Annotated in this window: 12 protein-coding genes; 11 read left to right on the forward strand and 1 reads right to left on the reverse strand. The window is 37.0% G+C overall.

Going from position 1 to position 14080, the window contains the following annotated elements; genetic code table 11:
• Positions 1-218: 218 nt before the first annotated feature.
• Together murA and AC3B7A_RS05985 are read left to right on the forward strand one after the other, a co-directional pair.
• Positions 219-1487: a UDP-N-acetylglucosamine 1-carboxyvinyltransferase gene (gene murA / locus AC3B7A_RS05980; RefSeq protein ID WP_489755225.1), complete on the forward strand. Its 1269-nt coding sequence runs from the start codon at positions 219-221 to the stop codon at positions 1485-1487.
• Between the two features lie 104 nt (positions 1488-1591).
• Positions 1592-1840 (forward strand): type B 50S ribosomal protein L31, encoded by a 249-nt coding sequence (locus AC3B7A_RS05985; RefSeq protein WP_489755226.1) that lies wholly within the window; start codon positions 1592-1594, stop codon positions 1838-1840.
• A 202-nt stretch (positions 1841-2042) separates the two neighbouring features.
• Here AC3B7A_RS05985 and AC3B7A_RS05990 read toward each other — a convergent pair whose 3' ends face one another.
• Positions 2043-3254 carry an MFS transporter gene (locus tag AC3B7A_RS05990; RefSeq protein ID WP_489755227.1) on the reverse strand — a complete coding sequence of 404 codons (1212 nt, stop codon included), beginning with the start codon at positions 3252-3254 and terminating at the stop codon, positions 2043-2045.
• A 94-nt stretch (positions 3255-3348) separates the two neighbouring features.
• Between AC3B7A_RS05990 and AC3B7A_RS05995 the strand changes: the two genes are divergently transcribed.
• The 9 genes from AC3B7A_RS05995 to AC3B7A_RS06035 all read left to right on the forward strand — a co-directional run bounded on the left by AC3B7A_RS05995 (position 3349) and on the right by AC3B7A_RS06035 (position 11277).
• Positions 3349-4710 (forward strand): UDP-N-acetylmuramoyl-tripeptide--D-alanyl-D-alanine ligase, encoded by a 1362-nt coding sequence (locus tag AC3B7A_RS05995; protein WP_489755228.1) that lies wholly within the window; start codon positions 3349-3351, stop codon positions 4708-4710.
• Between the two features lie 226 nt (positions 4711-4936).
• Positions 4937-6448: a degradosome RNA helicase CshA gene (cshA, locus tag AC3B7A_RS06000; RefSeq protein WP_489755229.1), complete on the forward strand. Its 1512-nt coding sequence runs from the start codon at positions 4937-4939 to the stop codon at positions 6446-6448.
• A gap of 179 nt (positions 6449-6627) precedes the next feature.
• Complete coding sequence (gene acpS / locus AC3B7A_RS06005; RefSeq protein WP_489755230.1) at positions 6628-6987, forward strand: holo-ACP synthase; 360 nt, start codon at positions 6628-6630, stop codon at positions 6985-6987.
• The gene (alr, locus tag AC3B7A_RS06010) at positions 6988-8112 is read left to right on the forward strand and encodes an alanine racemase (protein WP_489755231.1); all 1125 of its coding nucleotides are present in this window, start codon (positions 6988-6990) and stop codon (positions 8110-8112) included.
• 377 nt (positions 8113-8489) lie between these two features.
• On the forward strand, positions 8490-8753 hold the full coding sequence (locus AC3B7A_RS06015) for a ribbon-helix-helix domain-containing protein (RefSeq protein WP_489755232.1): 264 nt from the start codon (positions 8490-8492) through the stop codon (positions 8751-8753).
• Complete coding sequence (locus AC3B7A_RS06020; RefSeq protein WP_489756557.1) at positions 8743-9081, forward strand: type II toxin-antitoxin system PemK/MazF family toxin; 339 nt, start codon at positions 8743-8745, stop codon at positions 9079-9081. Before AC3B7A_RS06015 ends, AC3B7A_RS06020 begins: the two co-directional genes overlap by 11 nt.
• 184 nt (positions 9082-9265) lie before the next feature.
• On the forward strand, positions 9266-9976 hold the full coding sequence (locus tag AC3B7A_RS06025) for a C39 family peptidase (protein WP_489755233.1): 711 nt from the start codon (positions 9266-9268) through the stop codon (positions 9974-9976).
• Between the two features lie 664 nt (positions 9977-10640).
• Complete coding sequence (locus AC3B7A_RS06030; protein WP_489755234.1) at positions 10641-10880, forward strand: AbrB/MazE/SpoVT family DNA-binding domain-containing protein; 240 nt, start codon at positions 10641-10643, stop codon at positions 10878-10880.
• Position 10881: 1 nt separating this feature from the next.
• A complete protein-coding gene (locus tag AC3B7A_RS06035) occupies positions 10882-11277 on the forward strand; it encodes a type II toxin-antitoxin system death-on-curing family toxin (protein ID WP_489755235.1) in 396 nt (131 codons plus the stop codon).
• Positions 11278-14080: the final 2803 nt, after the last annotated feature.

Genomic DNA, 14080 nt, shown 5'->3' on the forward strand with positions numbered 1-14080 from the left:
CGGACTTTAGTGCCGCTCCGGTTTTCAAAATTTAATTTAATAATGAACGAAGATATTTTATTGAACCTGTTAATAATGGGTGTACTTTGGAGACGGTTTATATTATTATTTTAAAGTGGGATTTATTATTATCAGTAATTTAATCGATCCTATTTTTCGCGCGACAAAAATAATGATAATCTTGCTTAGCAACGACTAACAAAGAAGGATTGAAAAATATGGCAGAAATGGTTATTCATGGGGGAAAAAGACTTTCCGGATCAGTCACCATTGGTGGCTCTAAAAATAGTACAGTAGCAATTATTCCCGCGACCATTTTGTCAGATACGCCGGTCGTTTTAGATTCTGTACCGCAAATCAAAGATGTTTATAATTTAATGGATTTGCTCCAAGAAATGGGCGTCCAATCACAATTTCAAGATGAAGTTTTAAAAGTTGATCCAACCAAGATTTATCCAATTTCCTTATCACATAGTAAAGTCAATAGTTTACGGGCCTCATATTATTTTATTGGCTCATTATTAGGTCGTTTTGGTAAGGCGGTCGTCGGCTTTCCGGGCGGTGATGATATTGGACCACGGCCAATTGATCAGCACATTAAGGGCTTTAAAGCTTTAGGAGCACAAGTATCTGAAAAAGATCACTGTATTGTTGTTGAAGCCCCCCAAGGATTACATGGAGCCCGGATTTTTCTAGATATGGCCTCGGTTGGCGCAACCATTAATATTATTTTAGCAGCTGTTCGCGCTCAAGGAACAACGATTATTGAAAATGCCGCTAAGGAACCAGAAATCATTGATTTAGCAACCTTTTTGAATAATATGGGGGCTAAAATTCGTGGCGTGGGCACGCAAACAATTCGCATTACAGGTGTTAAAAGTTTGCGCGCTAAAAATGCGCATACAATTATTCCTGATCGAATTGAAGCAGGCACTTATTTGGCTATTGCCGCCTCAATGGGTGATGGTATTTTAATTAAAAATATTATTGCTGAGCATTTAGATGCTTTTTTGGCTAAAGTTCAAGAATTAGGGGTTAATATTGATGTGCGGGAAGATAGTATTTTTGTCTATCCGAACAGCCAATTAAGTGGTGTAGAAATTAAAACTAGTCCTTATCCAGGATTTGCGACCGATTTACAACAGCCATTGACCCCCCTACTTTTGCGAGCAGACAGCAAGAGTACGATTATTGATACGCTTTATCCTAAAAGAACGCGGCATGTTCCCGAATTAATTAAGATGGGCGCACATATTCGAGTAGTTGAAGGACAAATTGAGGTGAGTCATACGGAGCAATTAACTGGTGCGGAAGTGACTGCAGAAGAAATTCGTGGCGGTGCCAGTTTGATGGTGGCTGGATTAATGGCTTCCGGAACGACGGTAATTCATCAAGCCGAAAATATTATGCGTGGCTATGACCGTATCATTGATAAATTACGTAATTTGCGGGCTGATGTTTCTTATACGGGTGTCCAAAAATTTTAGAAATTAAGATGTTGCGCCTGTTTTTATTTGGTGCTATCATAAAAAGTTGTTAGTCAAATTAATCTCTAGATCAGCAAATGATTTAGGGCAGAGGAGTGTCTATTATGAAAAAAGGAATCCATCCTGATTACCATGAAGTTGTGTTCATGGATTCAGCAACAGGTAAGAAATTTTTAGCTGGTTCAACTGTTCAATCAGATGAAACTACTGATTATGAAGGTAAAGAATATCCTTTAATTCGGGTTGAAATTACTTCTGATTCTCATCCGTTTTACACTGGTAAACAAAAATTTACGCAAGCCGATGGTCGAATCGATCGTTTCAACAAGAAATACGGTTTATCCGAAAAATAATTGCTCTCAAAAAAGACGCCTTGAAGAAGACGTCTTTTTTTTGTATTTATAGAGTTATTGAACCTTAAGAAGATTCAGCTCAAAATCCCAACCAAGCCTTAAAAATTGAAGGCTAAAGGAAAATTCAGTCAATAAAAAACGAAGCTCAAACAATCAGCAGGGACTGCATCAGTTGATGATTCGAACTTCGCCAATTGTCCTATTAATTGCTCTTGGTTGAAGTTTTTGGTTTTTTAGTAATTTGTTGCACAAAACCGAGATTCAGAAATTCTAAGAAAGCTGTGGATAAGAAGACCATCGCATAGCCCAGTGTTCCGGAAACTAAGGAGCCTAATAACGGCCCAGCAAAGTTACCAATGTACATAAAACTTTGATTGTAGCCGAAAATTCGTCCGGAAACGGCATGCGGACTTTCTTTGGCTAAAATGGTCTGCACTTGGGGTAATAAAGCAGCGTTTGAGATACCCACTAAGAAGCGCAGCCCCATTAATTGCCAAACGTTGGAGACAAAAGCTTGGGGAATGTAAACGATCGTGGCAAAAATCAACCCAGCAATTAAAACGCGTTTAGTTCCAATGCGATCCCCGAGTGCACCTAAACGTGAGGCTAGTAAAGCTGAAGGAATGCCCGGCATCGCCGTGACTAAACCACTGATAAAGGCGACTTTGCCTTGACCATGCATTAATTGGTGGACGTATAAACTAATAATGGGGTTAATTGAATTGTTCGCCGTCTGAATGATAAAAGTTGTGATACACATGCCAATAATAATTTTTGGATTAGATAACTGCCGATAAACTTCATGAAAAGATGGCTGTTGATCCTTTGCAACTGGGGTAAAATCTTCCTTGACAAAAAATAAACAAAGGAAAAAAGCGCATAATAGAAGAATACCAGTAATTAAGAAAGGCAAGCGGTAGCCAAACGTTTGGGCAATCACGCCTCCTAATAACGGCCCCAGTAAGTTGCCAGTAACTGTTCCGGTGGTTAAAGTCCCTAAGGCTTTACCAACATTTTTGGAAGGAGCAGTCGTGGCAATTAACGTATTGGAGTTACTGATATAACCGGAAAAAATTCCCTGGAGCGCTCGGAGTAAAAAGAGTTCATAAACATTCGTTACGGCCGCCATGCAGCCAATGACGATGGCCATTCCGAAGGACGCCCGCAGAATGATTAATTTACGTCCCTTCCGGTCGGCTAGTTTGCCCCAGATTGGTGATACGGCCGCGGAGATTAAAAAGGTAATTGAATATGTAATCCCGGACCAAAAAGATAATTCTGCATTACTAAAGTGCTGTAACGTGTTAATATATAAGGATAAAAATGGCACGACCATGCTAAAACCAATGCCGGCGATAAAATTACCGAAGGTTAAAATATACATGTTACGTTGCCAATATTGATCTTCTTGCATTCATTTTCACTTCCATTTACATGAAAGTATTATAGCACGCTAAAAGTTAATCTTTGGCAATTATTTTCAATAAAATTAATTAAGGAGCATTTTTATGAAGATGCATCTCAGTAAGATCGCACAATTATTGCGATTAGATCAACATTTTGAAGTAGATCCTATTGTTAGTGATGTGGTATTTGATAGTCGCAAAGTGACCCCCGGCTCGTTATTTGTACCGTTAATTGATCAGCGTGACGGTCATGAATTTGTGGCCCAAGCGTTAAAAAACGGTGCCGTAGCAACTTTATGGCAGGCAGATCATCCTTTACCGACTGGCAATGTGGCCAATTACTTAGTGGTAGCCGATCCCTTACAAGCGGTTCAACAGTTAAGTCAAGCTTACTTAAAACAGATTCACCCGCAAGTAGTGGCGATTACTGGTAGTAATGGTAAAACTACGACTAAGGATATGGTAGCTGCAGTGTTGGCGCAAAAGTATCAAGTGGCTAAGACGCCAGCTAACTACAATAATGAAATTGGTGTCCCGTTGACTGTGTTGGCAATGGCGGAAAATACCGAGATTTTAGTGGTGGAAATGGGGATGGATCGTCCCGGCCAATTAACTAAGTTGTCGGCGTTAGTGCAACCTGATGTGGCAGTTATTACCATGATTGGTGAGGCACATATCGAATTTTTTGGGACGCGTGACAAGATTGCCGACGCCAAAATGGAAATTGTCTCTGCGCTAAAGCCGACGGGCTTATTTATCTATAATGGTTCTGAACCTTTACTGACTCAGCGTGCTCGTAAAGTTACTCAAGCGCAAAAGACTTTTGGCCACCAAGAACAATTGGATTTATATCCGACAGCGATCAAAACCTACCAAACTCAAACCAATTTTAAAATTAATTGGGATAAAAACTTAGAATTTAGTTTGCCGTTAATGGGCGATTACAACGTAGATAATGCATTAGCGGCCATTTTGGTAGGTCAACACTTTCAAGTTGCTTTGTCCCAAATAAAAACCGCTTTGAGTCAGTTTCAACCAACTAAAAATCGGACGCAGTGGTTAAAAACAGCTCAAGGCACTCAGATTTTAAGTGATGTGTACAATGCTAATCCAACAGCGATGATTGATGTAATTCAAAATTTTCAAAAAATTCCGACAACGGGACGACGGATTTTGGTTTTAGGGGACATGTTAGAATTGGGAGCCAAATCGTCCCAATTACACGCTAGTGTAGCAAAGGCTATTGATTTAACCAAAATTTCCGCAATTTATTTATACGGAAACCAAATGTTAGCTCTTAAAGAAGCTTTAGCGCCCAAATTTTCCGTTAAGTTTTATGAAATCGAACAAAAACCCCAATTAATTACCGACTTGAAACAAACACTTCAGAGTAACGATTTAGTTTTGTTAAAAGCTAGTAACGGTTTACACCTTGATGAAGTGGTACAACAACTTTTAAATTAATTAAAATTGAAAATTTCAGTTAAAATTAGCTGGAAATTTTTTTAAGTTAGCAGCCCAAGTTGGTTAATTAACGATTTAAAGTGCTTTATCTTCTGGTTAAAACGTGGTAAAGTAGTTAGCTAGTGAAAGTTTCTGAAAAATAGTAATAATAATTACAAGACAGTTGATTTAATCTGATTTGGCCCCTGTTTTGTGATTGACTTTCACAATTCTAGGAGGATATTTTTTGAAATTTAGTGAACTTAATTTAAATGAAGACTTATTGAAAGCCATTCAAGAATCAGGCTTTGAAGAAGCAACGCCGATTCAAGAAAAAACTATTCCGTTGGTGTTATCCGGAGTAGATGTGATTGGACAGGCTCAAACTGGAACCGGAAAAACCGCTTCTTTTGGGTTGCCACTATTGCAGACCGTTGATACGCACGCTCCTTATGTTCAAGCGTTAGTAATTTCACCAACGCGAGAATTAGCCGTTCAGACCCAAGAAGAATTACACCGTTTAGGTCGGCATCGTCATGTTGCAGTCCAAGCAGTTTATGGCGGTTCAGATATTCGTCGCCAAATTCAAGCTTTACGCAACCATCCCCAAATTGTTGTGGGAACACCCGGACGGGTTTTGGATCATATTAAACGCCATACTTTGAAGTTAGAGCAAGTTCAAACGGTGGTTTTAGATGAAGCTGATGAAATGTTAGATATGGGCTTTGTCGAAGATATTGAAAGTATTTTGAAAAACGTACAAGCTGATCACCAGACTTTACTTTATTCAGCCACAATGCCACGACCAATCATGAATATTGCTGAAAAATTCATGAAAGATCCGACGATTGTGCAAATTAAGTCAAAGGAATTGACCGCTGATAATATTGAACAATATATGATTCGTTCTAAAGAATATGAAAAGTTTAATACGATGACGCGTTTATTTGATGTTCAAAAACCAGAATTAGCTGTTATTTTTGGGCGGACCAAACGACGGGTTGATGAAATTACCCGCGGATTAAAAGCTCGTGGCTATAATGCTGAAGGCATTCACGGTGACTTATCACAACAAAAACGGATGAGTGTGTTAAAACAATTTAAAGCTGGTAAGTTAGAATATTTAGTAGCCACTGATGTGGCGGCTCGGGGCTTAGATATTTCTGGGGTTAGTCATGTTTATAACTACGATATTCCCCAAGACCCAGACAGCTATGTTCACCGGATTGGTCGGACTGGCCGGGCTGGTCGTTCCGGTGTGTCAGTAACGTTTGTTTCACCGAATGAAATGAGTTATTTGCGGGCAATTGAACAATTAACTAAAGTCCGAATGTTGCCCTTAAAGCCACCAACTGATCAACAAGCTTTAGCAGGACAGTTAGAAGATGCTACTGCCAAAATTGCTGAACAATTGAGTCAAGGCAAGTTAGACAAGTTTGGTAAAGTAGCGCAAGAATTATTAGATCAGTACGATGGTCTCCAATTAGTGGAATTGTTGTTGAAAAACTTAACCAAAGATCCGGAAGCTATTCCAGTGAAAATCACTCCGGAACGTCCATTGCCTAGTCGGCGGAATCGTAACAATAACTATCGGGGCAATGGTAGTCATTCCCGTTATCGCGGCGGTCATGGCAATGATCATCGTAATCGGCGAAATAACGATCATCATAATAGTGATCGGCGCCATTATTCACACAATGATCGCTCAAAACAAAATCATCATAAGCGCAATTTTACAATTCGGACTAATAATAAATAATGCGTGCATGAACTTTAATATGCAGTCAAAATTTAGTAATAAAATTTGCGGATGAGTTTTTGAGCATTGCCATCCAGACACTTTAAGCGTTGTGTCCTGGTTTGAGAATGTTAGTTTGATTAAATTTAAGTAAGTGGAGCAAATTTTTGCTCCACTTTTTTATATAGAGGTGCACAAAAATGATTCAAGGGATGGGCGTCGATATTGCTGAGATTGAACGAATTTGGCAGGCTTACCAAAAGCAGCCCCGGTTTGTAGACAAAGTTCTAACCGCTAAAGAACAAGAACTCTTTTATCAATATCATGGTCAGCGGCAAAAAGAATTTTTGGCGGGGCGGTTTTCAGCGAAGGAAGCTTTCAGTAAAGCCTTAGGAACGGGCATTGGGCCAATTAGTTTTCAAGATTTAACTATTTTAAATCGCAATTCAGGGCAGCCTTATATCGAACAAAAGGTATATACTGGTATTGTTTGGATTTCAATTTCGCACACGCAGTCGTACGTGATGACAGAAGTTATCTTGGAAAAGGAAGTGGTCTAGATGCAACCTTCGATTCATCGTCCTACGCAAATTGTGATTGATCGTGCAGCTTTAAAGCAAAACTATTTGCGTTTTCGCCGGGCTGTCGGCGCCCAACAAAAGCTATTTGCGGTAGTTAAAGCAGATGCTTATCATCATGGGGCAGTTGAAGTGGCGCAAACGTTGCATGAAGTTCAAGTTGATGGTTTTTGTGTCGCGACTTTAGACGAAGCGCTCCAATTGCGGTCAGCACAAATTACCGAGCCAATTTTAGTCTTGAATGTGGTACCAATTGAGCAAGCACCTTTAGCCGCCCAAAATGATATCTCTTTGACCGTTGATGATGACGCTTGGTTAGCTCAAGTGGCAACCATAGTTAAAACACCGTTAAAAGTTCATTTAGCCTTGGATACTGGTATGGGTCGTATTGGTTTTCAACCGCAAAAAGCGGCTCAGAAATTAGCAACAGCGTGTTCAATAATTGCCAAGAGCTCGTTATTAATTCCAACAGGGATTTTTACACATTTTGCGACGGCTGATGAGGAAGATTTGAACTATTTTCAACAACAATGGAAACTTTTTCAAACTAGTGTCCAACAATTGTCCTTAAAGTTTGAAAATGTTCATTTTGCAAATACTGCTACGGCCTTGTGGCAAGACGATTTACAATTTGGCAATTTAGTTCGACTCGGTATTGGTTTATATGGTTTAAGTCCAGCTGGTAATCAACGCAGTGATTTAAAATTAGCTTTAAAACCCGCCTTGAGTTTAACGAGTCAAATTATTTCTATTCGGCAATTAAGTAAGGGTCAAAAAGTTGGTTATGGGGCTACTTATACGGTTCAAGCTGATACTGAGATTATTGGAACGGTTCCTATTGGTTATGCTGATGGTTGGCGCCGCAGTTTAAGTGGTAGTTGTGTTTTGGTGGATGGCCAATTGTGTCCCATTGTGGGGCGGATTTGTATGGATCAGTTAATGATTAAATTGCCTAAAGTTTATCCTTTAGCTACTAAAGTGACTTTGATTGGGCGACAACACCAGCAGGCAATTAGTGTTAATGATGTAGCGGACTATTGTCAGACCATCAATTATGAAATTTTATGTTCATTAACTGATCGCATTCCACGAAACTACATCAATTAGTACATCAAACAAGCAGTTCTTCATTTTTGCTGACGTGTTAGTCAGCAGTTTTTACTTAACAACGTTAAATTATCAATTAGAAGAGCTCAACTGCTAATTGATTGTTAACGTACGGTTAGAACTTTGAAATTCAATGTCAGACAAGTATCTGAACTATGTTAAAATCTAGGTATTAAACATCGAATTATTAAAGTCATTAATCTAAATTGAGGTAGTTGGGACAAGCAGATCAGTGGGAAAATGTTTTTTAATTTTAAAACGCGAGAATTGATTAATGCTTTAATATTTTTTAAAATAAAGATGGTATTGATTTTAACGTCCCAATTTGATAACTTAAAAGATATTTAATCTTTGAAACTTGAAAGGGGAAGTTAGCCATGGCCGCATTTCAGAAAAATGTTTCAATTCGATTAGACTCTGATGTCGTTGATCGCTTGGAAAATTATAGTAGTGATAATGCTTGTGATACTAGTTATGTTGTCGACGAAGCATTGTTTAACTTCTTTCAACAAGAGGATCGAATTGTCGGTCAATTGGTTGATGGATACGTAAATATGGCAGATATTAACGAAGAAATTAGTAATGCTTTTTCAATTTGTGAGCAGGAAGTAGATAGGCAAGTTAGTGGTTATTTCAATTAAACGAGGCGATGTTTTTTTCGCCGATTTATCACCAGTAGTTGGTTCAGAACAGGGAGGGATGCGCCCTGTTCTAGTGGTACAAAATAATGTTGGTAATCGTTATAGTCCGACGACAATTATTGTGGCGATTACGGGGCGGATCGAAAAACCTAAGATGCCAACACACGTGGGTATTACACGGGCGGATGGCTTTAGTAAAGATTCCGTTATTTTAACTGAACAAATTCGCACCATTGATAAACAACGCCTGAGAGAAAAGGTGACGACTTTGTCAGCAGAAAGGATGGCTGCCGTGGATAAGGCTTTAAGAATTAGCGTCCACGTGTAATTAAGTCAATTATTGGCTGTAAGGCTAAATTACAATTAGACGGCTATCAAACTGAGCTAGAAAGAATTTTTTTCAACGTTTGGTATTAAGTGCAGACGTAGTTTATTTACAGTTGTTGGACTAATAATAGCACGGGTTTAAAAATGGTATTACAACTTTTAGTAATTCCGTTATAATTAGATTTATGACAAAAGTTAGTAAAGTAATTATTAGTGTAATAGCAGTTATTATTTTAATCGGTAGTGGATATTATTGGTTTAGGGCAGACAATGGACTACATAACCCGTTTACTTATCATCGGTCAGTGCAGCTTGATGTTCCTTATGAAAATCAATTACAAAATGATCCCTTAAAAAATGGTTGTGAAGTAACATCTTTGTCGATGTTGTTGCAATATTATGGATTTGATGTTACGAAGAATCAGTTGGCTGCGCGGATTCAATATGAACCGTTCATGGTTGACGACAGTCATTATGGCAACCCTCGCAAAGGTTTTGTTGGTAATATCAAAGAAGGATATGCAGCCATGGGCGTTTATGTAGAACCCATTAGTCAGTTGTGTAAAAAAGTTGTGGGGCATAAATATCAAGTGCATAGTGGCGAAAATTTACCGGCTAATGATTTAAAGAGATTGATTCATCACGACTATCCAATCTGGGTATTGACGACTTTAGATTTCCAAACAGTTACGCAAAAGGATTTACTAAAATGGCCGACGTTACAAGGAACCATGACCGTCACGCCTTTAATTCATTCAGTTGTTATTACTGGGATTGACCAGCAGGATTTTTATGTTAATGATCCCTTAAAAAAGAAGGATCGTTCAGTACCAATTAAGCAATTTTTAACAGCTTTTGCGGGTTTGCAGTCGCAATATTTGTATTTAACTAAGTAAATTAGATTCTATGTAAAGAAGTGTTGATGAGTAATTTCATCGGCACTTTTTAATTTTTGGAAAATTGTGCCAATTAAGCAAATTAGATGCTAACGTTTGCTAAGGCAATAGCTACTCTAGAATGGAGTGGTGCTACTACCATTCAAGCAGCAATGGCAAGGAATAACCAATAAGAGAAGTTTTTATATTTTGATGCATTTGACGTGTAATGAGGCTGGTCTTTTTGAATAAACACTAAAGATATGTTATACTTGCTTCGGAAAACGTGAAGATTGTTAAAATGCAGTAACACAAAAGTCATTCCTATCTCTAGTAGGAATGGCTTTTTTAATGTGCAGTTGCAATTAGCAACTCATTATTTTTGCAACCAATCGGAAAACATTTGGCTGAATGCACTAACTAAAAAAGGCGCAACAACCGTCGTGAAGATTATTTTTAACACAGTAACACCCCCTCTCGGGGCGAGTTGCCGTTTATGATTATATTATAAAAAATTTTGTAATCTGAGGGAAATCCAGAGGAAATGTTATGGGCAAAAAGCCGGATTTGATGGGTATTATGATAGTGTAAATAATTTATCATCGAATACTTTAATAAAGATTATCTCTTTTATTTTGTGATGACTATACGGTATAATGTATATACGAAATAGAGGAGGATTATGATGACAAATAGTAGTGTTAAACCATTCAAATCAGGTAATTCGCTTGCAGTTAGAATAACTAAAAAGGATAGTGAGTTACTGGGATTAACTGAGGATACCATATTTGAAAAAGTGGTATCACCAGATGGGAAGTCTATTACCTTTAAAAAGAAAGAAGCTGTTCCAAAAAAATTAAATCAATTTATTGATGATTTTTATCAAAAGAATGGTGAATTAATGACTGAATTAGAGAATTTGTGATATGGAATATTTAAGCAAAGAGATGCTGGTGGCGATTAATCAATCTGTAATTGATCGTTCTATCAATGGAGATTTTGGGATTCAGTACAGTGAAGGACTAGATATAATCGTTCAACAGACACAACAGGTTTTGTTCGGTCGGGAATTATATCCGACTATTTGGCTGAAGGCAGCGTTTATTGTACAGAAAATAACTAAGAAGCATATTTTTCAAGATGGTAATAAAAGGACTGCCTTGATAGCAACTGCATTTTTTTTGGATATGAATGGTTATCATTTAGAATTTGACTTAGAATCTGGGAAGCTATTCATTTTAACGGTAACCAATGAACCGGATGATGAACAAGTTATGCTTGCAGCAGCAAATTGGTTGAAAAATCATAGTTCTAAAAAATAGATTTTATTTTTAGAGGCTGGGACAAAAAGTACTGGTCTCTATGAGTTCATCTTGATGGATGATGGTTTAACGTACGAAAAAGCTCACGCCGAAACTAATAAAGTTTATAATTATGTTAATCAATTAGATAAGGAGGGAAGATTATATGATTAGAATGTGGCTCAAATCAAAAAATCATGATATTGTGACTTATAATTATCAAATTGAAAATGGTAAAACAGGGGAGATTCTATACAGTAAATCTGCAAGGAAACTAAGGTTGATAATGTAATTGATGATGAAACATCTATGTACTATGACTATCTTCATTCTGAATTGATGAAAATGGGAGAGAATAATAATTTTCCTAAAAAACGTACAATAGCTTGGGGATAATATGGCTAAAGATGATTATTTTGATGCGTTGGACGTGGTATTTTAAGGCTTTAGAAAGTTAAATTAAGTAAAGGATCGCTGTGTTACTACAACGGTACTTTTTTAAATAATATAATCAAACATGGCAACTCGCCCCGAAAGGGGGTGTCGTCATGTTTAGAGACGTCTTTATCACAATTATTGCACCAATAATTGTGAGTATAGCAAGCCAATTGTTTGCTGAATTGTTGCGCAACAAGCATACTAAGAAGTGAGTTGTCAATTGCAACAGCACAAAAAAAGCCATTCCTACCATCAATAGGAGTGGCTTTTGTGTCATCATGCAGACGTCTTTATCTACAAAGTAATTATAACATGATTATTTTGATTTTGTTAATAATAAGTTATGCTTAAGAAAATGAAAAGGCCTGCCTGGATTGTTGCACTTGATCTGACAATTCAGGAACATGAAAAATCAAAAAAATAGCTGTCCTTAGCCTGGCAGGGCTGATAGCTATTTTTAAATGATTTAAATTTATAATAGTTACCGCTTTGGCAACTTTACAAAGGGTCAGTGTTTGCTCACTGGCTCTTTTTCTTTACATAGGTATGATATCATACTTATGTAAAAATATCATTATTTAAGTTTTAACTTAAGAAACGAAAAACACGTAAAGAAAATCCAAAAATTAAAAGATAACGATTATGCTATAATTTATAAGTGTAAAGTAAATGCTAAGGCGGTGGCTATTCCTGGAAAGGGAGTGGTGCTTATGGTGTAAAAACTGTGAACCCAGATCCTAAAGAAAGGAGTAGTCAAGTGTCTCTGTTTGAGATTCTTGAGCTGATCATTACTGTTGTCAAAACAATCTTTGATGCTGTAATGCGGGTTCTTGAATATATCAAAAAGGGTCAAAAATAAAAATAATCGCCTTAGCCGCGCAAGGCTAGCGATTATTTTATTTAGATAATTAAATTTAATAGTCGCCGTCTTAGCAACTTTACAAAAGAGTCAGTGTTTACAGCGCTGGCTCTTTTTCTTTACGTAAGTATGGTAACATAATTAGTTTATAATGTCATCTTTTTAGAAAGACTCAGGACTGTGGTTTTTAGTTTAACTTAAGGAGCAAAACACTTAAAGAAAATCCGAAAATTAAAGGATAACGACTATGATATAATTTATAAGTGTAAAGTAAATGCTAAGGCGGTGGCTATTCCTAGAAAGGGAGTGGTGCTTATGGTGTAACAACTGTAAACGCAGATCCTAAAGAAAGGAGTAGCAAGGTGTTTCATTTAGACGCCAACACAATTTGCCAGATAATCAATACGATTATCAACGTGGCAAGTTTTGTTTGGGTAGTCAAACATGAAAAACAAAAAAATAGCTGTCCTTAGCCCTGCCAGGCTAGATAGCTATTTAAATTAGATTTGAATTTTTGAATAGTTACCGCTTTGGCAACTTTACAAAAGGGTCAGTGTTTACAGCGCTGGCTCTTTTTCTTTACATAAGTATGATAACATAATTAGTTTAAAAGTCATCCTTCATATATTGAAATTGGTAATAATCAAACAGTGATTAGTTCAGCCTGACGATCATGCTGAAATACCTAAGCACGACTGTGGAAAAGGGTTGTTTAAATATAGAATACTGCTTTTCAAATTTAAATCTAGCTACAAAAGATTTAGCTTGCTTAAATTAAACAATGAGATAACAATTTGTATGAACGTTATAAAACGAAGTATTCAGCCAATTATTCTAAAAAGTTAGTTCTGTTAATCACGGCTGAAATGAACAAGGAGTTAAAAGATATTTTAATTCTCCTGATAACGTAGTTTATATGACCATGTTTATGAAATTTTGGTTTCTATCCAAGAAAATTTTCAGCTAGTGTTAGTTACTGATCTTGATAAAGAGTGAGTGTTGATGATTAAGTTCATTGGCACTTATTTGATCACGACTCAGATTAAGCCAACCAACCATTTAAAACAGTCTTTTGCAGCGAAGTTATAGATTGAAGCATCAAGTCTGCTAAGGTGACAACATAATTTAATACCAGTGATGGGTTTTTAGAAGGCGCAAAACTGAGAGATTTGGAACAAAATTGAAGACTAATTAACAGTTTTATGATGAGTTAGCCTGCACCTGATTTTAAAAAAAACCAGCATTTAATCCAACACTAGTGTTGGAACTTAATAAAAACTTAAGAATCTTAAGAAAAACTTAACATTTAGATTTTGCCTATTTTTCAAAAAATCGTTCACAAGCTAAAATGCGATGAATATCAGATTTGCGGCAAGTATGTGAAAAAACAAAACGACCATTTTATACGATGTATAAGCCAAAACGGACTTTTTAAGGCGCTTTTTGCGAAATAGTGTTTGATTTATCTCTAATTAACCAATTATAATATGGAATATATGAGAGATTGAAGTTATTAATGGATTATTA

Source organism: Bombilactobacillus sp. ESL1202 (assembly GCF_058107125.1).

Excerpts from the sequence above, each read along its gene's own strand:
- murA (WP_489755225.1), top strand. The coding sequence starts at position 219 with ATGGCAGAAATGGTTATTCATGGGGGAAAAAGACTTTCCGGATCAGTC.
- AC3B7A_RS05985 (WP_489755226.1), top strand. The coding sequence starts at position 1,592 with ATGAAAAAAGGAATCCATCCTGATTACCATGAAGTTGTGTTCATGGAT.
- AC3B7A_RS05990 (WP_489755227.1), bottom strand. The coding sequence starts at position 3,254 with ATGCAAGAAGATCAATATTGGCAACGTAACATGTATATTTTAACCTTC.
- AC3B7A_RS05995 (WP_489755228.1), top strand. The coding sequence starts at position 3,349 with ATGAAGATGCATCTCAGTAAGATCGCACAATTATTGCGATTAGATCAA.
- acpS (WP_489755230.1), top strand. The coding sequence starts at position 6,628 with ATGATTCAAGGGATGGGCGTCGATATTGCTGAGATTGAACGAATTTGG.
- alr (WP_489755231.1), top strand. The coding sequence starts at position 6,988 with ATGCAACCTTCGATTCATCGTCCTACGCAAATTGTGATTGATCGTGCA.
- AC3B7A_RS06015 (WP_489755232.1), top strand. The coding sequence starts at position 8,490 with ATGGCCGCATTTCAGAAAAATGTTTCAATTCGATTAGACTCTGATGTC.
- AC3B7A_RS06025 (WP_489755233.1), top strand. The coding sequence starts at position 9,266 with ATGACAAAAGTTAGTAAAGTAATTATTAGTGTAATAGCAGTTATTATT.
- AC3B7A_RS06030 (WP_489755234.1), top strand. The coding sequence starts at position 10,641 with ATGACAAATAGTAGTGTTAAACCATTCAAATCAGGTAATTCGCTTGCA.
- AC3B7A_RS06035 (WP_489755235.1), top strand. The coding sequence starts at position 10,882 with ATGGAATATTTAAGCAAAGAGATGCTGGTGGCGATTAATCAATCTGTA.